This is a genomic window from Trinickia camelliae, assembly GCF_053525655.1.
In genome coordinates, this window is record NZ_JBCHAA010000010.1 from 223,456 (window position 1) to 242,967 (window position 19,512).

The window sequence follows — 19,512 nt, forward strand, 5'->3', positions numbered from 1 at the left end:
CTAGACCGTACAAATTCTGGAAAACCCCAAAAGACGCGACGCGATGACACAGGCACACTTCGTCTCACGCTGGACGAGCCGCAGCCTTCAAGTCCGCGCCATTAATGGAGTCGCATCACATGAGCAAGCCGTCGGTGCTGGTCCTGAACGGGCCGAACCTCAATCTGCTGGGCACACGCCAGCCCCATATCTACGGGGCGGAAACGCTTCAGGACGTCGAGGCGCGCTGCCGCAGCGCCGCGGACGCGCTTGGGCTGTCGATCGAATTCAAGCAATCGAACGCCGAGCATCAACTGATCGACTGGATTCAGGCGTCGCGCACGACGGCCGACGGCATCGTGATCAACCCGGCGGCGTACACGCATACGTCGGTGGCGATTGCCGATGCGCTGAGCGCAGTGGATAAGCCCGTGATCGAAGTGCATATTTCAAACATTCACCGCCGCGAGGCATTCCGGCACCATTCGTATGTGTCGAACGTGGCGGAAGCGGTGATCTGCGGATGCGGCACCGAGGGCTACGAGCTGGCCTTGCGGCGCATGGCGACACTGCTCGCCAAGGCGCGCTGATCGCCGCCAAGGCTCGAACAAGCGTATTGAAGGAGTTTCAATGACATCGAAATCGTTTCTGACCGGCTTGATCGGTTCGGGCATCGGCGGCTCGCTATCGCCTGCGATGCACGAAGAGGAGGGCCGCCAGCTCGGCTTCAACTACGTGTACCGGCGCATCGATCTGGAGGCGCTGCGGCTCGACATGTCGTCGCTGCCATCGCTCTTGACCGCCGCCGAACGCATGGGCTTCAACGGACTGAACATCACCTACCCGTGCAAGCAGGCGGTCATCGAATTGCTCGACGACCTGTCGGACGATGCGCGCGCGCTCGGCGCGGTGAACACGGTGCTGTTCAAGGACGGCAAGCGCATCGGACACAACACCGATTGGTCCGGCTTCAAGCGCGCCTTCGAGCGCGGCTTGCCGGGCGTGTCGCTCGATCGCGTCGTGCAGCTCGGCGCGGGCGGGGCGGGCGCGGCGGTGGCGCACGCGGCGCTGATGATGGGTGCACGCGAGTTGACGCTGTTCGACGTCGACGCCGCGCGTTCGGCGAAGCTCGCGGAGGAACTGCAAGCGCGCTTTCCGGCGTCGCGTGTCAGCGCGGGCGGCGAGACGCCGAGTGCGCTGGCCGACGCCGTGGCGGCGGCCAGCGGCCTGATCCACGCGACGCCGACCGGCATGGCCAAGCTCCCCGGCGTGCCGCTGCCGGTGGAATTGCTGCACAAGGCGCTGTGGGTCGCGGACGTCGTGTACTTCCCGATCAAGACCGAACTGCTGAAGGCCGCCGAGGCGCTCGGCTGCCGCACGCTGACGGGCGGCGGCATGGCGGTGTATCAAGCGGTCGACGCATTCGAGATTTTCACCGGCATCGCGCCCGACGCCGAGCGCATGTTCCAGCACTTTCAGACGTTGCTGCCGCGCTGATCCGCCGGCCGCCCAATACATATCAATCAAGGAGACATCTGTGCGACAGCAGATTCAGGCGCAAGCTGCGCCGCAGGGCGAGCACGCGCGTGCGCAAGGCGTGCCGGCAGCAACGGTGCGCCGAACCTCCGCGCGCTACAAGATTCTGGCGTTGCTGGCGATCGGCACGATGATCAACTACCTCGACCGCACGGTGCTCGGCATCGCGGCGCCGCAGTTGACCAAGGAGCTCGGCATCAGTGCGGCCGTGATGGGCGTGATGTTCTCGGCGTTTTCGTGGACCTACGTCGCCGCGCAGATTCCGGGCGGCCTCTTTCTCGACCGCTTTGGCAGCAAGCTCACGTACTACCTGTCGATGACGTTCTGGTCGCTGTGCACGCTGCTGCAAGGGTTCGTGCATGGCGTGGCGCCGCTGCTCGCGTGCCGGCTCGGGCTTGGAGTGTCGGAGTCGCCGTGCTTTCCGACCAACAGCCGCGTCGTCGCCACGTGGTTCCCGCAAAACGAGCGGGCGCTCGCGACGGGGACTTATACCGTCGGCGAATACATCGGCCTCGCGTTTTTTAGTCCGTTTCTGTTCGCGCTGATGGGCGCGTACGGATGGCGCTCGCTGTTCTACGTCGTCGGCGCGGCGGGGCTCGTGTTCGCCGTGATCTGGTGGATCTTCTATCGCGAGCCGCGCGACCATCCGGGTGCGAATGCGGCCGAGCTCGAATACATCGAAGCGGGCGGCGGGCTCACGCATCGCCAATCGAAATCAGGCACAAGCGCGGACACAAGCGCCGAGCAACCCAAGGCCAAGCTGAGCTGGCGCACGATGGGGCACCTCTTGAAGCAGCGTCAACTGCTGGGCATCTGCCTCGGCCAGTTCGCCGGCAACTCGACGCTCGTGTTCTTCCTGACGTGGTTCCCCACCTACCTCGCGACCGAGCGCCATATGGCCTGGCTCAAGATCGGCTTCTTCGCGATCATGCCGTTCATCGCGGCGTCGGTGGGGGTGCTGTTCGGCGGGTGGTTCTCCGACTGGATGCTCAAGCGCGGCAAGTCGCCCAATGTCGCGCGCAAGCTGCCGATCATCACGGGGCTTCTGCTGGCATCGACGATCGTGCTCGCGAACTATGTGCAGAGCAACACGGTGGTGATCGTGATCATGTCGGTGGCGTTCTTCGCGCAGGGCATGGCCGCGCTCGGCTGGACGCTCGTCTCCGATATCGCGCCGGACGGTCTGCTCGGCGTGACGGGCGGCATCTTCAATCTGGCGGCGAATCTGGCGGGGATCATCACGCCGCTCGCGATCGGCTTCATCGTGACGGCGACCGGCTCGTTCGTCGGCGCGCTCGTGTTCATCGGCACGATCGCGCTGATCGGGGCCCTGGCTTATATCTTCGTGGTCGGGGATATCAAGCGGATCGTGCTCAGCGATTGAGCCGCCGCCTAGGCCTTCTATGCTGCAACGCTCGCCGCCTGCATTGCGCAGGCGGCGATTTTCTTTCCAAGTTGCTTTATTCCTTGCGCACGAACCGCAGCACCGCATCGACGATCATCTCGCGATGGCGCACGCGCAGTCGCGGATGCGACGGATCGCGCCCGAACGCGGTGCCGAACGTGTAGCGGTTCGAGACGCGGTGAAAGCACAGCGAACTGATCATCAGATGCAGGTCGATGGCATCGAGATCGGAGCGGAACGTGCCGGCTGCGACGCCGCGTTCGAGCAGATCCTCGATCGTCTTGATCACGCTCGCGTTGCGGTTCTTGAACGACTTCAGTTGCTCGATGTACTTCGCGCCGTGAATGTTCTCGATCGTGACGAGACGCACGAAGTCGCGATGCTTGTCGTGATAGTCGAACGTGAATTCGACGAGCCGCTTCATGCCTTCCTGGGGTTCGAGCTCGTCGATGTGCAGATCTTGTTCGAGCGTGCGGATATCGCCGTAGACCTTGTCGAGCACGGCCTCATAGAGACCTTCCTTGCTCTCGAAGTAGTAGTACAGCATCCGCTTCGTCGTGTTGGTGCGCTCGGCGATTTGATCGACGCGCGCGCCCGCGAGCCCCATCGCGGAGAACTCCTGCGTGGCGACATCGAGGATGTTGCGCTTGGTCTGCTCGGGATCGTATTTGCGCCGGGCTTCGGTGGGGACGTCGGTGGTATCCGACGGTGCGGCCTTAAGTGCCTTCTTCATTGTGTCTTCAAGTGCGCGGCGATGAACGCGGCGATTCTAGCACGCAGAATATGTGGCACTGCGCCCACTATTGTGTGGATTTGTCGCGCCGTAGACACATCAAAAACGTGTGTAACGCGCTTCGACGGAAGCGCCTTAGCTGCGACGTTCGGCAAGCGCGTCGCGCGCTTGCATCGCCGTGTAAGTCAATTGCGCGGCCGCGAGCCCGAGGCGTCCGAAAGCGCGTGTGAGGCCGAACGCCGCGAAGCCTTCAGGAATCGGCCGGCCTTCGCCGATGGCCGCGGCGAGCAACTCGCCCGCGACGGTGGTGGGCGCCATGCCGTGTCCGCCGAAGCCGACCGCATGCCAGACGCCGTCCGCGCTCTTGCCGATTTGCGGCATCTTGTGACGCGCGTAGCTCATCAAGCCGCCCCACGCGTAGTCGATCTTCACGTCGCGCAGTTGCGGATACACGCGCAGCAGATCGCGCTTCAAGAGACGCGCGATCGCTTCCGGCTCGCGTTCGAGCACGGAAATGCGGCCGCCCCACAGGATGCGCGTGTCGGCGAGCGGGCGGTAGTAGTCGAAAGCGAAGCGGGTGTCGTAGACGGCGCAGGCGCAATCGATCGCGTCCTTGAGCCGCTCGCCTAGGGGCTCGGTCGCCATCACGTAGGTGGCGATCGGCAGCACGGCGCGCTCGACGCGCCGGTAGACGTTGCGCGCGTAGCCGCCGCCCGCCATCACGACATGCTGCGCGTCGACGCGTCCGTGCGCAGTTTCGACGGAAAAACCGCTGCCGTTGCGGCGCAGCTTCAACGCGGGGCTCTGTTCGTAGATCCGCACGCCTGCGTTGGCTGCGGCGTCAGCCACGCCGAGCACGTATTTGAGCGGATGAAAATGAAAACCATGACGCTCGAGCAAGCCGCCGTGATAGCGATCCGATTTCAGTTGCGCGCGCAACTGATCGTTTGGAATCGGTTCCCAATCGACGCCGAACGACGTTTTCATCAAGGTGCGTTGCGCGTCGAGCCGCGCCGGATCGTCGAACCAGTTGGCGAGGATCACGCCGGCGTGGGTGGCGTCGCATTCGATGACGTAGCGTTCGATCCGCTCGCGAATCAGGTCGACGGCGTCGGTGGTCAGGCGATACAGCTCGCGCGCGCGTTCGGGGCCGAGCGCACGCAGCAGGTCGGCGCAATCGAGGCTGTAGCCGCCGAACACGAAGCCGCCGTTGCGTCCCGAGGCGCCGAAGCCGACGCGCCGGTCTTCGAGCACGACGATGTCGCGCACCCCGCGCTCGACGAGCCCGAGCGCGGTCGAGAGTCCCGCGAGCCCGCCGCCGACGATGCAGACCTGGGCCTCGCGCGCGTCCTTGAGCGCGGGCCGCGCGGTTCGCAACACCGTGGCTTCGTAAAAGCTCTGCATCGTCAGGCGATATCCGTGGCGGGTTTGAGAAAGAGTTCGTGAGTCGGCGCGAAATGCGCGTAGAGCGGCAGGATCGCGCCGCCCATCGCGCGTGCATCCGAACCGATCGTACCTTCGAGCAACTGAGGCCGCACTATACCTTCCCATTCGAAGCGGTCGAGCACGCGCTCCGTGCGGCGCAGGATTTCGCGCACGAGCTGTCGGTCGACCTCGCCGTCGATCACGACGGCTTCGAGATCGAGCAGCGCCGCCGATGTCGTGAGCGCCGAGGCGATCGCGGGGCAGGCTTCGTCGAGCCACTGCTCGGTGATGCCCCACAGCTCGGGGGACAGCGCGCGGTGATCGTGCGCCGCCGTCGCCGGCGCGCCGGCCTCGGTCATGCGCTGCTCGAGCACGAAGCCCGATGCCGCGTGCAGCAACTGTCGCGTCGCTGGACCGTTGCCGGCTGCGAGGGGAATCGATCCCACGGCGCCCGCGTTGCCGTGCGGCCCGCTATGCAGGCGTCCGTCGATCACGAGCCCGCCGCCGATGAACGTGCCTACGAACAGATACAGGAACGTGCGGATGCCGCGGCCCTGGCCCATCACGAGCTCGGCGGCGCAGGCGGCGGTCGTGTCCTTCGCGAACTCGACGGGCAGCCCGGTCATCGCTTCGATCCGCGCGCGGATATCGATCGCGTTCCAGGCGTCGAGCGCTTCTTGCGGCGCGCCGAGAAACTCGCGCCAGCCGCCGAGCCAGAGCGGCGCGGCGACGCCCACGCCGACCACTTTATCGGCGTTCTTGCCGAGCGTTTCGTTCACGCGCGCGAGCTTCTGTTCGAGCGCGGGGAACAGCACGTGCGGATCGGGGTAGGCGTACTCGAGCACGTCGCGGCTGCAGACGCGGCCTGTGAAGTCCATCGCGAGCACGTCGAGGCTGCGGCGGCCGACCTTGATGCCGATCGTGTACGCGCCGTCGGCGCGCAAGGCGATCGGCACCGACGGCTGGCCGATGCGTCCGCGCACGCGCGCCTGCTTGGCGAGCAGGCCGTCGTCGATCAGCCGCTCGACGATCAGCGACGCCGTCTGCATCGACAGGCGCGTGAGCCGCCCGACATCGGCCTTCGGCAGCGGCCCATGCAAGCGGATCGCCTGCAGCACGATCCGCTCGTTGAATTGCCGCATGCCGACCTGATTCGAGCCGACGGGCCGCGCGAGCGGCGGACGGGAACGTGGGGTAGTGCTCATCGCAGAAGCCGCATCACGTCATCCATCACGCAATCGCCTTGACGTCCGCCTGCTTCGCGCCGGTCATGATCGCGACGGCGTCGGACATATGGATGTCCTTCGTCTTCACGAGCGCGGCGCGCTTGCCGAGGCGCTGGATATGGATGCGATCCGAAATCTCGAACACGTGCGGCATGTTGTGGCTGATCAGGATCACCGGCAGACCGCGATCGCGCACGCGGCGGATCAGCTCGAGCACCATGTTGCCTTCCTTCACGCCGAGCGCGGCGGTCGGCTCGTCGAGAATCACGACGTGGCGCGCGAACGCCGCGCTGCGCGCCACCGCGACGCCCTGGCGCTGGCCGCCCGAGAGCGTCTCGACCGGCTGGCGCATCGAGCGGATGCCGATTTGCAGGTCCTTCATGGCCGCAATCGCTTCTTCGAGCATCCTGCGCTTGTCGATCATCTTGAGCAGCGAGCCGCGCCAGCCCGGCTTCTTGATCTCGCGGCCGAGAAAGAGGTTTTCCGCGATGCTCATCGCGGGCGCGACGGCGAGTTCCTGGTAGACGGTCTCGATGCCTTGAGCGCGCGCGTCGAGCGGATTGCGAAAATGCACGGGCTGGCCGTCGAGGCGGATCTCGCCTTCGTCGGGCACGGTCGCGCCCGACAGCGCCTTGATCAGCGACGACTTGCCCGCGCCGTTGTCGCCGATCACGGCCATGATCTCGCCGGGCATCACTTCGAAGTCGCAGCCGTCGAGCGCGGTGACGTGCCCGTAGCGCTTGATGAGCCCTTTGGCTTGCAGCACCGGGGTGGCGGCGGTGGAAGAGGGTGTCGACATGGTGGTTCCTCTACTCTGTGTGTCCTTGGGGGCGCCGTAGCGGGCGCCCGATATCGATGGCTTGCTTAGCGGCGCCGCGTTTTAGCGGCCGCGGTGCGAGAGCTTGTCGGCGGCGACCGCGAGAATCACGAGCATCCCGGTGATGAGCACCTGATAGACCGACGACACGCCCATCAGCGTCAACCCGTTCCGGAACACGCCGACGATCAGCGCGCCCAGCAGCGTCCCGACGATCGAGCCGCGTCCGCCGAACAGACTCGTGCCGCCGAGCACCACCGCCGTGATGCTGTCGAGGTTTTCCGTCTGCCCGGCTTGCGGGTCGCCCACGCCGGTGCGCGCCACGAGCAGCAGCGCCGCGACGCCGTAGATCAAGCCGGCCAGCGAATACACCATGATCAGGATGCGGTTCGAGTTCAGGCCCATGAGCCGCGCCGATTCCGGGTTGTTGCCGAGCGCATACAGATGGCGGCCCGGTACGGTGTCGCGCAGCACGAACCAGGTCCCGAGATACATCAGGAGCGCGAGAACCGTGCCGTACGTCACCTCGGCGGGGCCGACGCGAAACGTGCTGCCGAAGAACATGATCGCGTCCGGCAGATTCGACACGCTTTCGGCATTCGAATAGAGCTGCGTGAGCGCGAACGCGATGTTCAGCGTGCCGAGCGTGACGATGAACGGCGGCAGCTTGATGCGCGTGATCAGCACGCCGTTCAAGAGACCGAACAGCGTGCTCGCCCCGACGCCGCACAGGATCGCGAGCGCGGGCGGCAGGCCTAGCACGACGGCGAACTTCGTCATGACGATCGAGCCGAACGCCATCAGCATGCCGCACGACAAATCGATGCCGCCCGTCAACACGATCAGCGTCTGGCCGATCGCGATGACCGCGACGACCATCGTCTGCTGCAGGATCAGCGAGAAGTTCTGGAACGACAGAAAGCGATTGCTCTGCGAGATGAAGAACAGGCACGCGAGCAACAGCGCAATGAGCGGGCCGATTTCGGCGAGGCTCGGCATGCGGTCGGCCAGACGGCGGGAAGCGGGCGCCGACGCGACCGGCGGCACAGAGTGGGTGGTAGGCATGATGGCGATTCCAGGCAGGGTCGAACGGGTGCGAACGGGGGGTACTGAGCGAGGCGGCGCGCGTGCGGGGTGCGCGCCGCCTCAATGCACATCATCGAGACATCTCATTCAGGCATATCAGGCACGCGCGGGGTCAGTTGGCGCCCCAGCAATTGGCGAGGCCGTAGCCCGTGTCCTTGCTGTCGACGCCGCCCATCGGCTTGTCGGTGATCAGCGTGACGCCGGTGTCGTGATAGCCGTTGACCTTCTTGCCGCTCTTGGCGTAGTCGACGCCGGCCTCCACGCCGAGCGCGGCCATCTTCAGCGGATATTGCTGCGAGGTCGCGGCGATCTGGCCGGCCTTGACGTTGCGCACGCCTTCGCAGCCGCCGTCGATCGACACGATCATCACGTCCTTGTCCTTGCCCGCCGCCTTCAGCGCGCGGTAGGCGCCGGCCGCGGCTGGCTCGTTGATCGTGTAGACGACGTTGATGTCGGGCGCTTTCTGCAGGCAGTTCTCCATCGCGGTCTGGCCCTTCGCTTGGTCGCCGCGCGTGTCCTGGCTGCAGACGATGCTCGGATCGCCGTCCTTCACGCCCATGCCCTGCAGGAAGCCGTTGTGGCGCAGCACGCCGACCGACACGCCCGGCGCGAGATCGAGCGTCGCGATCTTCGCGGGCTTGCTGCCGAGCGCTTTTTTCGCGTACTCGCCGATCAGGATGCCGGCCTTGAAGTTGTCGGTGGCGAAGAGGGCGTCGGTGGCCGATTGCGGGTCGGTCGGGGTATCGAGCGCAACGACCATCACGCCGGCGTCGCGCGCTTTCTTGATCGACGGGACGATCGCCTTCGTATCGCTCGGCGTGATCAGGATTGCCTTCGCGCCCGCCGTCATCATGTTTTCGATCGCGGTGACCTGGCTCGCGTTGTCGCCGTCGAACTTGCCGGCGGCGGTCAGGAGCTTCGCGCCGTCCTTCTGCGCGGCGCCTTCGGCGCCTTGTTTCATCTTCACGAAGAACGGGTTGGTGTCGGTCTTCGTGATGAGGCCGATGACGGGTTGATCCGCGAACGCGGCGGTGGCGCAAGCGGCCGACGCGGCGAGGCACAGCATGGCGATGCGGGTGACGACAGGGTGCTGACGGGATTTCATTGGTGTGCTCCTCCGGATTTGTAATGACGGCGTTTCGATGACGGTGACTGTTCCTGGGCGACTAAATCAACTTGTTTTATTTAGTAAAGCGGCGGGCGGAACGGGTGTCAAGGAATCATCGTTTGCGCGGTGCGGAGGGAAAATTCGGGTCTGATTTGGCCGGGCCTTGCTGTGAAAAGGCTGACGTCGATTGGTGCGCTGCAATGTAAGCACCCATTGATTGGGGTAAATCTGGAGGCGTGAAGAGGCGTGTGATCGGTGTTTAGTCCCCGCGAATATCCGTTGGGCCGCTGGGTGGACTTCGTGCATTTTGGGAATGAAGTGGTGAGTTTTAATCAATTGCCAGTGCAATGCACCGCCTAGACAATGGCGCTCGGCCAATGACGGCCGTGCGGTATCGGCCATTCGGCCGATGCTTTCGCAGCTTGCGCGGAGCACGCGAGCGCGATTCAATCGGAGAGTCGCAGGCAGACGGCGCGTGCCGATGAGTACGCGGCGCCGTATCAACACTCGAACAACAACCCGGTCCGCAAGGATCGAATCGACCCTTAGCGGCGGCTGATCCCGCCGCGCATACCGCGCATCGCGGCCGGCTTGGCGCCCGACTCGCGCGCCAAGCCACCCGGTGCGCTTCGACCCAAAGAGGAAGTGATGGCAGTCAACGACATTCTTGCAGCGCTCGATATCGATCTCGCCCAGTGGAAGGGCAACGCGCTCACCGCCCGCTCGCCGCGCGACGGCGCGGCGCTCGCCACGCTCGCCGTCGACACCGCTGCGGACGCCGAGCGCAAGATCGACGCCGCGCATGCCGCCTTTGCGAAGTGGCGCAACGTGCCCGCGCCGCTGCGCGGCGAACTGGTTCGCGTGTTCGGCAACGTGCTGCGCGAGCACAAGGATGCGCTCGGCAAGCTCGTCACGCTCGAAGCGGGCAAGATCCAGTCGGAGGGTCTCGGCGAAGTGCAGGAAATGATCGACATCTGCGATTTCGCGGTGGGCCTGTCGCGGCAACTGTACGGTTTGACGATCGCGTCCGAGCGCCCGGGGCACCGGATGATGGAGACGTGGCATCCGCTCGGCGTGTGCGGCGTGATTTCGGCGTTCAATTTCCCGGTTGCGGTGTGGGCGTGGAACGCGGCGCTGGCCTTCGTGTGCGGCGATCCGGTCGTGTGGAAGCCGTCGGAAAAGACGCCGCTCACGGCGATCGCCTGCTATGCGCTCTTCAACAAGGCCGTGCGCGAGTTCGAGAAAACGCACCCCGGCGTGGTGCCGGAGGGGCTGCTCCAACTGTTGATCGGCGCGCGCGATGTCGGCGCGGCGCTGACGTCATCGCCGAAGGTGCCGCTCGTGAGCGCGACGGGCAGCGTGCGGATGGGCATGGAAGTCGCGCAAGTGCTGTCGAAGCGGCTCGGGCGCAGCATTCTCGAGTTGGGCGGCAACAACGGGATGATCGTCGCGCCTAGCGCCGATCTCGATCTCGTCGTGCGCGCGGTTACGTTCGCGGCGGTGGGCACGGCCGGCCAGCGCTGCACGACGCTGCGGCGCCTGATCGTGCATCGCAGCGTGGCCGACCAGCTGCTGCCGCGGCTCGAAAAGGCGTTTGGGTCCGTGAAGATCGGCGACCCGCTGGTTGCCGATACGCTCGTCGGTCCGCTGATCGACCGCGCCTCGTTCGATGCGATGCAAAGCGCGCTTGCGCAAGCGCGCGCGGAAGGCGGGGAAGTGAAGGGCGGCGAGCGCGTCGACGCAGGCCATGACGACGCCTACTACGTGCGTCCCGCCATCGTGCGGATGCCGAAGCAGAGCGCGGTGGTCGAACGCGAGACGTTCGCTCCGATCCTGTATGTGCTCGTCTACGACGATTTCGCCGAAGCGCTTGCCGTGCACAACGCCGTGCCGCAAGGCTTGTCGTCGGCGATCTTCACCAACGACATGCGCGAAGCCGAGCAATTCATGTCGGCGGCCGGCAGCGATTGCGGGATCGTGAACGTGAACATCGGGACGAGCGGCGCGGAGATCGGCGGCGCGTTCGGCGGGGAGAAGGAAACCGGCGGCGGACGCGAATCCGGTTCGGACGCGTGGAAGAGCTACATGCGCCGTGCGACGAACACGATCAACTACAGCCGCGAGCTGCCGCTCGCGCAAGGCGTCAAGTTCGACGTTTGACGTCTCCGGTTTGACCGGAAGGCTCCGCCGCGGCGTTCGTCGGCGGGCCTTCCGCTTAGGGCCTTTCATCTAGGGCCTTCCAGCTTTACCCCCTCCCATAGACGCTACAATGCGCGCCAAAATACTGGCGCAAGAGACGATCTCGCGTTAAAGAGTTGAGGAATCGCCAAAAGCGTCGTTAACGAATAAAAACTGGGGTACTGGAAATGTCGATGACTGCATACCGTAAGCCGTCCATTCGGTCCTGGGCTGGCGCATTTTGCGTGGCGTTCGCAGCGGCGTTGGCCGCCGTGGCCGCGCAAGCCGCTCCGCTCGCGCTCGACGTCACCGGCCAGATCACCCAGACCAACGACGCCGCGCACACCGTCTACCATTTCAGCGAAGCGCAACTGCTGAGTCTGCCGGCCCATTCGATTTCCACCGCGACTGCCTGGACGAAGAAATCGGTCTTCGTCGGGCCGAGCCTGGCGGACATCCTGAAGATCGTCGGGGCGCGCGGTCAGATGGTCGAGCTGCATTCGTTCGACGACTACACCTACGCGATCCCGGCCTCTGACGCCGACCGTTACGGCGTCATCCTTGCGTACAGCATGAACGGCAAGCGCTTGGAGGTGAGCGATTTCGGCCCGCTGTTCCTGATCTATCCGCGCGACCAGTATCCGGACGAACTGTCGACGGCCAGCGCAACGGCTAAATTCGTCTGGCAGATCAAGTCGCTCGTCATCAAATGAAAAAGGCTTCCCTGCGGCGCCTGGCGTTCGTGCTGATCTGGCTGACCGCGCTGGCGCCGCCCATCGGCGCAGTCGGTTATCTGCTTTACGACAACCTCCTGGCACCGCGCGCCGAGATTCAGGTCACGGCGCCGTATGACGGCTTTTACTGGGATGCCGCGCAGTTCCAGATCGCCTACTCGCGCCTCGAAAACCAGGTGCTGTGCTATCAGACCGGGGAGGACTGGGACCTCGGCACGCTGACGCTGCGCTACCAGATCCTGCAATCGAAGCTGCGGGTCATGCTCGGCTCGACGAGCCGGCTCGCGCAGCACCCATCGCTCCAGCGTTGGCAGCACGATGAACTGATTGCGCTCGAGAAGACGATCGACGCGCTGCGCCCCGATTTCGACGCCTTGCCGGGCGACCCATCGCGTGCCGGGCGGATCGTCGAGACGCTGAACGCGCATTGGGACGACGTCAACGATCTCGCGCAGAGCCGGCGGCTCGTCGATGTCGCCGAACACGATGCGCTCGCGACCGATTTCGTCGCGAAGCGCCGCTACCTGTTTGCGGGCGGTATCGTGCTGCTGCTGTTGTCGGCGGCCGCGACGGCGCTCTTGATCTTCAACGGCATGCGCCGCAGCAAGCTCATCGCGCAGCAGCACGCCGCCCTCGACGCCGAGCAGGAAGCGGCGCGCGTGGCGCGCGAAGCCAGTCTCGCGAAGGACACCTTCCTCGGCATGATCAGCCACGAGTTGCGCACGCCGCTGCACGCGATCGTGTCGTCGGTCGAGCTGCTCGGCTTTCATCTGCAATCCGAGGCGGACCGCAAAGTGATTCGCCGCCTGGAAACGGCGGCGCGGCACCTCGAAGTGCAGATGCGCGACTTGACCGACTACGCGCGGCTTGGCGCCGGCAAGCTCGTGCTCCACGACGAGCGCTTCGATCCGCGCCTCCTGATCGAATCGATCGTCGACGAGCACTTGCAGGCCGCGAGCGCGAAGGGTCTCGTGCTGACCAGCGGCGTCGCAGGAAGCGCGGGCATGGTCGAGTCCGATCCGCACCGCATCCGCCAAATCCTCAGCAACCTCGTGACCAACGCGATTCGCTACACCGACACGGGTTCGATTCACGTCGCGCTCGACGTGCAATGCTGCGTGCTCGCCATTTCCGTGAGCGATACGGGACCGGGTGTCGAAGAGGCGCAGATTCCGCTGTTGTTCAAGGAGTTCACGCAGCTCGACGGCTCCCGCACGCGGCGCTACGGCGGCGCGGGCATGGGGCTCGCGATTGTCAGCGGGCTGGTGGAATTGTTCGGCGGCGCGATCAAGGTGACGAGCCGTGTCGGCGAAGGGACGACGTTTGCCGTGACGATTCCCGTGCGCATGGTCGAGCCGCCCGTGACGTGCGACATCGAGCAACCCGATGCGGCGACCGGCATGCGGCCTCGCGTGCTCATCGTCGACGACAATCCGCCGGTGCGCGAATCGCTCGGCGAGCTGCTCGCGCATATGGCGTGCGACGCGGTGGCGGCCGGCAGCGCGGACGAGGCGCTGCGCTGGCTGGACAGCGAGCGGTGCGATGTCGTGCTGGTCGATTTGCACATGCCCGACAAGGACGGCTATTCGTTTATCGCCGAGTTCCGCGAACGCGGCGGGCCGAGCGCGGGCGTGCCCGTCATCGCGGTGAGCGCTTACGCGCCGGATTCAGCCTTGAATGGCGAGGGCGGGCCGTTCTTCGAGGTGCTGTCGAAGCCGTTGCACTACGATCAATTGCGCGAGGCGGTGGAACGCGCGCGGGCGGCGCAGCGCGTGGTTTGAAGGGCGGTTGATGAAGGGCGGCTTACGCCCGATTCAGCCGCTTGGTCAGATCCGCGACAAGAATGGCAAGGCGCGCGGGCTTCTCGTAGCACGCGACGTCGAAGCGGCGAATCACGTCGCTGATCTCCGATTCGCTGGCCTTGCCGGTCAGCAATTCGCCCGTCAACACGAAAATCGGCGCGTCCGGGTTCTCGGACGAGCGCACGTTCTGGATCGCGGCGGCCGCCGTTTGTCCGCCGAACAGCCAATCGATCACGACGGCGTCAAATATCTGTGTTTGCAGCGCGTTGTTGAACGCTTGCAGCCCATAAAGCGCGGTGGCCGAAAAGCCGCTTTGCTCCAGGTAGTCGCGCAGGTTGTCGGCGGAGGTTTGATCGTCGTCGACCACGGCGATCGACGGCTTGTCGGTTTCGCCCCGCCGCGGATAGATCTCGATCTTGTGGACTTCGAACGCGTTTTGATAGAGCGCGCCGTCATGGCGCACGACGCGCCATTGGCCTTGCTTTGAATACGCGATGAACTCGGGGCGCGTGCCGGCTTCGATCTGGGCGCCGATCCAGGCCGTGCAACCCATCTCGACGGCGCCGATGCAAAACACGGCTTCCTGAGCATTGGCGCCCACCATGCCGGGATCGAGCGTCTGCGCGCCGAACAGTTGCGCCGCCGGTTCGCCGAACGCCTCGGCCACTTTCTTGATCTGCGAAAGCGTCCACGGACTGTTGCCGCGCAGTTTGCGATGACCCTGCGAGAAACTGAGGTCGAGGATGCGGCACAGTTCGGTCGTTTGCTGCCGCTTGCCAATGCCGTGTCGGCTCATCAACTCGCGCACGCGCTCGGCGACTGCGAGGGAGTCGGTTGAAGTTGCTTCGTTGGTCATGCTGCTTGAAAGCGTCTCGATTTCAATTGTAGTAAGAGGACACCAAGCTGAATATCAACGCAAATAGCGCATCAATAAGCCGCTTGCTTCGCAAGCCGACCGGTCACGCTGGGGAGTGAGGCGAACGGACTAATAGAAAGCATCACAACTATGGGGTAGCGCCGCTTTTCGGCAGATGAAACCGGTTTCGAGGCGTCGTGTCACGCTGGGAATCGGAGTATATCTTAGCGAGAAAAGCTCGCCCATCCTGCGTCAAATATGTTTCAACGCGTTACGGGTCGCACAATATGCAAGCAAGTACCGAATTTCGCTAGGGAATGCCTTACATTACCTTCCGCCTCTGTCATTTCCAACGGTGAAGGTGAAATGTAAAGAAATTGCAGGCGGGCAAGATTGTACCGAATGGCGGTTATTTGATCCGAGGAATTAACAATCAATGACAGATGATTCAATTCGTCATATTAATGTGCCGTATTACTCGCAATGGGGGAGCCCCGACTGGGTGCGGCCGATAGTCGAGGAATCGGCCGATCCTTGCGACGATCCGCATTGGCGCCAAAGCGGCTTTGCCGATCCGGAGCACTATCGGTTTTGGGCGCCGCGCGTATGCGGGTTGACTTGTCTCGAGTCGGTGCTGGACTTTTGGCGGATCCGGCGCGCATCCCGCGCGGCGCTGCTCGATCAGGCGCTGGAGCGCGGCGCGTACAAGATGCGCGCGGATGGCGGTGTCGACGGGCTGATCTACCGGCCGTTTGCCGATTGGGTTGGAGATACGTTCGGCTTGATGGTGGACGTGTTGCCCGAAATCGGCATCGAAGCGCTGGCTGGGCGCATCGACTCGGACACGTTTGCGATCGCTTCGGTAAGTCCGCGGATTCGCTATCCGGACGAGCCAAATGAAGCCCGTGGCGGCCATCTGATTCTGCTGCACGGCGCCGACCGCCATGGCGTGTGGTTTCACAATCCTTCGGGCATCGCTCCGCATCAGGCCGATGCCTATCTGCGCTTTGACGCATTCGAGCGCTTCTTTGCCGGTCGAGGCATGACGATCTCGCGCTCGCACGGCTCACGGTCGTTCAATCGATAACAGTTGGCGGATGCCGCGGCGAAACTTCGCGCGGGTTGCGCCGGCGCGTCAGTTAGAGGCGTCCGGCTCGTCGAAGTAGTGGGCTTCGGCTTCGCTTTCGTTCGCGAAGTTATAGACGCTCGCGAGCTTGTCGCCCGCCAGCGCGCGCTCGCAGATTCCCTTGATGAGTTCGAGCCGGTCCAGTGCATACCAGCAGCTCGGCGTGGTGAAACCCTCTTCGCGCACGGTCTGCACCTCGTACTCGATGCGTCGCAGCACGCGGCGAATGTCTTTCTCGTCTAGCGGGGAGCAGGACATCGTAGGTTCTCCGGTCAGTGACGGCGAAACGGCGTAAAGGCGTAAGGGCAATCGATACTAGCCTAGCATCGGCGCCGCGTCGTCAAGCGGTCAAGCGCAGTCTGCCGTGCCGCGATGATTTTTGAAAACGTTGCTGCGCGGCGCAATGTCGTCTAAGTTTCCAGCCACCATCAATGGCACAAGAAACAGGAGGACATGATGGAGCGGCGGGGCGATAAATCGTCGGATGCATCATGAAGCTCAATCGGACGATCGACACCGTGGATGTGCACACGAACGGCCGGCCGTTCCGGCTCGTGACGCGCGGGCTGCCGAAATTCGCCGGCACGATGCTCGCTGACCGGCGCGCATGGCTCGAGCGCAACGCGGACCATTGGCGGCGCGCGCTCTTTCTCGCGCCACGCGGCTACGACGGTCTGGCAGGCGGCTTCCTGACCGAACCCGTGAGCGAAGGCGCGAATCTCGGGATGATCTTCGTCGACGCGGACGGCTACTTCGAGCGCAATGACGACGGCGTGATCGCACTCGCGACGGTCGCCGTGGCGCTCGGCTGGGTCGAGCGCAGCGCGCCGGAAACGCGCGTGGGTATCGATTTGCCGGGGCGCGTCGTCGTTGCGTTCGTGAAGTGGGATGGCGATCATGCCGGCACGGTGCGCCTCGAGGGCGCGCAGGCAGGGGCCGTGGCGCATCGTCTATACGCCCAAGCGGCCCACGCGGCGGCAGGCGCAACGCGTCATGCCAAGCAACCGCAGCACGCTGCCGCGCCGGCTTGGACGGCATTGCCGGAGACCGCCGGCTGCGCGCGCATCTGCGGCTTTTCCAATTGGATCATCGACGAGAGCGATCCGTTCGCGTACGGTTGCGTTCTATGAGCGGCTGATCCGCCAAGTGCGATGATCGGCCCGCGGAGTTCCATGGAGCGAGCCCAAAAAACGATGACCACAATGAAGATTTTCGACGCGGACGACACCGCGCGCCTGACACCTTTTCCGAAGCTCGTCGACGCCTTGCGAACCGCGTGCATCGAATACGCGCAAGGCGCGATTGCGAGTCCGGCGCGTCTTGTCGTGCCGCTCAACGACGGCGGCGTGATGCTGTCCATGCCGGCGACCGCCGGTGATTTGGCGATCCACAAGCTGGTGACCGTGTGTCCGCGCAATCGCGAACGCGTGCTGCCGACCATTCACGGACAAGTGACGGCTTGCGATCCCGATACGGGCGAAGCGCTTTTCGCGCTCGACGGCCCGACGGTGACCGGCCGCCGCACGGCAGCGGTCACAATGCTCGCGATACGGACGTTGATGCCTGAGGCGCCGCGCGACGTGCTGCTGATCGGCGCCGGGACGCAATCGGTCCATCATGCGCGGGCTTTGAGCGAAGTGTTCCCGCAGACGAGGGTGCGCGTGCGCGGCAGTTCGTACGCCAGCGCGCAGGCGTTCTGCGCCGCTCACGGCGCGGCGGTGCCGAACCTGGAGCCGATCGATGGTGTGGAGATACCGGAATCGGTCGACGTCGTCGTGACGCTCACGACCAGCAAGGTTGCCGTCTACGACGAGGCGCCGCGGCGCGAGCGACTGGTGGTCGGTGTCGGCGCGTTCACGCCCGATGCCGTTGAGATCGGCGCGCGGACGGTGCTCGGCAGCACCTTGTTGGTCGACGATCTCGCCGGCGCGCAGCACGAAGCCGGCGACTTCATTCAGGCCGGGGTGGACTGGGCGCGTGTGGCGACGCTCGCGTCGGTGTTGAACGATGCCGGGGCGGCGCGCGCGCTTGCGCCTGTGGTGTTCAAGAGCGTCGGCTGTGCGGCCTGGGATTTGGCGGCTTGCCGGGTTGCGCGAGGTTTGGTCGCGTGATGCTTGGGCTAATGTCCAGACACCGCGAGTTTTTCCAACGCCGACCTCTGAATTGATGCCATGCGCAGACTGCCGCCGCTCAACGCTCTCCAGATCTTCGAAACGGTTGCGCGCCACCGCAGCTTCACGCGCGCGGCCGAGCATCTATGTCTGACGCAGGGAGCGGTCAGCCGCCAGATCCTCGCGCTCGAAGACTACTATCAATTCCCGCTGTTCAAGCGCCATGCGAAGGGGCTCACGCTGACGGCCGAGGGCGAGCTTCTGCTCCCCGCGGTCAAGGAGAGCTTCGCGCGCATCGAGGAAATTTCGCTGCGCCTCACGCGCCAGCGCACCGACCTCGCGCTGAAAGTGCCGACCTGCGTGATGCGCTGGATGCTGCCGAAGATCATGCGCTTTCAGGGCGAACACCCCGATCTGCAGTTGCAGATCACGACCAGCTCGCAACACGACGTCGATTTTCAGGTCGAGCCGTTCGACGCTGCGATCATCTACGGGTCGTCGCCGGGCGTCGACGTGCACGCCATCCCGCTGTTCGACGAGCGGCTCACGCCGGTCTGCGCGCCGGATTTGCTCAGAGACAAGCCGCTCGCGTCAGCGGCGGATCTCGCGCAGCACACGCTGCTGCATCCGACCCGCGATCATCGCGACTGGAAGCTGTGGCTCGATCATGTGGGGGCGCACGACGTGAATGTGAGCCTGGGCCCGAGCTTCGAAACGCTCGACATGGCGACGAACGCGGCGATGCAGGGCTTCGGCGTCGCGATCAGCGACTGGACGCTGGTGGGCGACGATGTTGCGGCCCAGCGGCTCGTCATGCCGTTCGACACGCTCGTGGAGACGGGTTTGCGCTACTACTTCGTCTACCCCGACAGCGTCGCGCATCAGCAGAAAGTGGCGTTGTTCAGCGAGTGGATCGCAAAGCACCGGGACGATTGAACCCGATTGGATAGTCATGCTTTGGGATGACGGCAGAGGGATTGCGGCCTTTATTTGCAATGACCAATAAAACAGAATGACGGGCCCGGCTGTGGTTTGCAATACCATTTCAATCGATCTGCACATTGCACCGATTCAAATAGATTGCGTCGTCTTGCGCCGCTATTTCTCAGGTTTTTTATTGACATAGCCATTGTCCGGACGCGCGGCCGCGAATAGCGAAGGCGCACGACGAACCGGTCTGACAGCCTTGCTTATCGCCGGTGTTGAGCTTACGCTTCAACACGCCTGTCATTAGGTCAATTCGGAATCTGCAATTGAGATTTAATTAAATGGCGAGAAATGTCGCTACGCATCTTTATTGTTGACGATTGACTTTTCAGGTTGCGCATATCTGTACGTTCGATGCCGTACTTGCTCCTGTCGAACCCACGTGTCCGTGCGCGCTCGCGCG

General features: G+C 64.3%; 18 protein-coding genes. 10 read left to right on the top strand and 8 right to left on the bottom strand.

Annotation, left to right across the window (positions count from 1 at the left end; genetic code table 11):
- The first annotated feature begins 119 nt into the window (after positions 1–119).
- The 3 genes from aroQ to AAHK20_RS18435 are packed head-to-tail and all read left to right on the top strand — an operon-like array spanning position 120 to position 2,899.
- Positions 120–569 (top strand): type II 3-dehydroquinate dehydratase, encoded by a 450-nt coding sequence (gene aroQ, locus AAHK20_RS18425; protein WP_449182937.1) that lies wholly within the window; start codon positions 120–122, stop codon positions 567–569.
- 40 nt (positions 570–609) lie between these two features.
- The gene (locus tag AAHK20_RS18430) at positions 610–1,476 is read left to right on the top strand and encodes a shikimate dehydrogenase (RefSeq protein WP_449182938.1); all 867 of its coding nucleotides are present in this window, start codon (positions 610–612) and stop codon (positions 1,474–1,476) included.
- A 40-nt stretch (positions 1,477–1,516) separates the two neighbouring features.
- Positions 1,517–2,899 (top strand): MFS transporter, encoded by a 1,383-nt coding sequence (locus AAHK20_RS18435; RefSeq protein WP_449182939.1) that lies wholly within the window; start codon positions 1,517–1,519, stop codon positions 2,897–2,899.
- A gap of 76 nt (positions 2,900–2,975) precedes the next feature.
- Here the strand turns inward: AAHK20_RS18435 and AAHK20_RS18440 are convergent, their stop codons facing one another.
- The 6 genes from AAHK20_RS18440 to AAHK20_RS18465 form a co-directional block, all read right to left on the bottom strand.
- The gene (locus AAHK20_RS18440; protein WP_449182940.1) at positions 2,976–3,653 is read right to left on the bottom strand and encodes a TetR/AcrR family transcriptional regulator; all 678 of its coding nucleotides are present in this window, start codon (positions 3,651–3,653) and stop codon (positions 2,976–2,978) included.
- A 135-nt stretch (positions 3,654–3,788) separates the two neighbouring features.
- Entirely contained in the window at positions 3,789–5,057 is a 1,269-nt protein-coding gene (locus AAHK20_RS18445; RefSeq protein WP_449182941.1) for an NAD(P)/FAD-dependent oxidoreductase, read from the bottom strand.
- A 2-nt stretch (positions 5,058–5,059) separates the two neighbouring features.
- Positions 5,060–6,283, bottom strand: a complete 1,224-nt coding sequence (locus AAHK20_RS18450) for an ROK family transcriptional regulator (protein WP_449182942.1) — start codon at positions 6,281–6,283, stop codon at positions 5,060–5,062.
- Positions 6,284–6,308: 25 nt separating this feature from the next.
- Positions 6,309–7,103 (bottom strand): ATP-binding cassette domain-containing protein, encoded by a 795-nt coding sequence (locus AAHK20_RS18455; RefSeq protein ID WP_449182943.1) that lies wholly within the window; start codon positions 7,101–7,103, stop codon positions 6,309–6,311.
- Positions 7,104–7,184: 81 nt separating this feature from the next.
- On the bottom strand, positions 7,185–8,120 hold the full coding sequence (locus AAHK20_RS18460; protein WP_449182982.1) for an ABC transporter permease: 936 nt from the start codon (positions 8,118–8,120) through the stop codon (positions 7,185–7,187).
- 199 nt (positions 8,121–8,319) lie between these two features.
- The gene (locus tag AAHK20_RS18465; RefSeq protein WP_449182944.1) at positions 8,320–9,312 is read right to left on the bottom strand and encodes a sugar ABC transporter substrate-binding protein; all 993 of its coding nucleotides are present in this window, start codon (positions 9,310–9,312) and stop codon (positions 8,320–8,322) included.
- Between the two features lie 651 nt (positions 9,313–9,963).
- On the opposite strand from AAHK20_RS18465, the gene amaB reads away from it, so the two are divergent.
- The 3 genes from amaB (at position 9,964) to AAHK20_RS18480 (ending at position 14,008) form a co-directional block, all read left to right on the top strand.
- On the top strand, positions 9,964–11,475 hold the full coding sequence (gene amaB / locus AAHK20_RS18470) for an L-piperidine-6-carboxylate dehydrogenase (RefSeq protein ID WP_449182945.1): 1,512 nt from the start codon (positions 9,964–9,966) through the stop codon (positions 11,473–11,475).
- 212 nt (positions 11,476–11,687) lie between these two features.
- Positions 11,688–12,206, top strand: a complete 519-nt coding sequence (locus AAHK20_RS18475) for a putative pterin-binding protein (protein ID WP_449182946.1) — start codon at positions 11,688–11,690, stop codon at positions 12,204–12,206.
- Positions 12,203–14,008: an ATP-binding response regulator gene (locus AAHK20_RS18480; RefSeq protein WP_449182947.1), complete on the top strand. Its 1,806-nt coding sequence runs from the start codon at positions 12,203–12,205 to the stop codon at positions 14,006–14,008. Before AAHK20_RS18475 ends, AAHK20_RS18480 begins: the two co-directional genes overlap by 4 nt.
- A gap of 22 nt (positions 14,009–14,030) precedes the next feature.
- Here the strand turns inward: AAHK20_RS18480 and AAHK20_RS18485 are convergent, their stop codons facing one another.
- Positions 14,031–14,885 carry a helix-turn-helix domain-containing protein gene (locus tag AAHK20_RS18485; RefSeq protein ID WP_449182948.1) on the bottom strand — a complete coding sequence of 285 codons (855 nt, stop codon included), beginning with the start codon at positions 14,883–14,885 and terminating at the stop codon, positions 14,031–14,033.
- A gap of 436 nt (positions 14,886–15,321) precedes the next feature.
- On the opposite strand from AAHK20_RS18485, the gene AAHK20_RS18490 reads away from it, so the two are divergent.
- The gene (locus AAHK20_RS18490; RefSeq protein WP_449182949.1) at positions 15,322–15,972 is read left to right on the top strand and encodes a C39 family peptidase; all 651 of its coding nucleotides are present in this window, start codon (positions 15,322–15,324) and stop codon (positions 15,970–15,972) included.
- A gap of 48 nt (positions 15,973–16,020) precedes the next feature.
- Here the strand turns inward: AAHK20_RS18490 and AAHK20_RS18495 are convergent, their stop codons facing one another.
- A complete protein-coding gene (locus AAHK20_RS18495) occupies positions 16,021–16,269 on the bottom strand; it encodes a hypothetical protein (RefSeq protein ID WP_449182950.1) in 249 nt (82 codons plus the stop codon).
- 233 nt (positions 16,270–16,502) lie between these two features.
- Here AAHK20_RS18495 and AAHK20_RS18500 point away from each other — a divergent pair, with 233 nt between their 5' ends.
- The 3 genes from AAHK20_RS18500 to AAHK20_RS18510 all read left to right on the top strand — a co-directional run bounded on the left by AAHK20_RS18500 (position 16,503) and on the right by AAHK20_RS18510 (position 19,058).
- Entirely contained in the window at positions 16,503–17,141 is a 639-nt protein-coding gene (locus tag AAHK20_RS18500; RefSeq protein ID WP_449182951.1) for a proline racemase family protein, read from the top strand.
- 63 nt (positions 17,142–17,204) lie between these two features.
- Positions 17,205–18,122, top strand: coding sequence for a bifunctional Delta(1)-pyrroline-2-carboxylate/Delta(1)-piperideine-2-carboxylate reductase (gene lhpI, locus AAHK20_RS18505; protein WP_449182952.1), 918 nt, complete (start codon positions 17,205–17,207; stop codon positions 18,120–18,122).
- Between the two features lie 60 nt (positions 18,123–18,182).
- A complete protein-coding gene (locus tag AAHK20_RS18510) occupies positions 18,183–19,058 on the top strand; it encodes a LysR substrate-binding domain-containing protein (RefSeq protein WP_449182953.1) in 876 nt (291 codons plus the stop codon).
- The last annotated feature ends 454 nt before the right edge of the window (positions 19,059–19,512 follow it).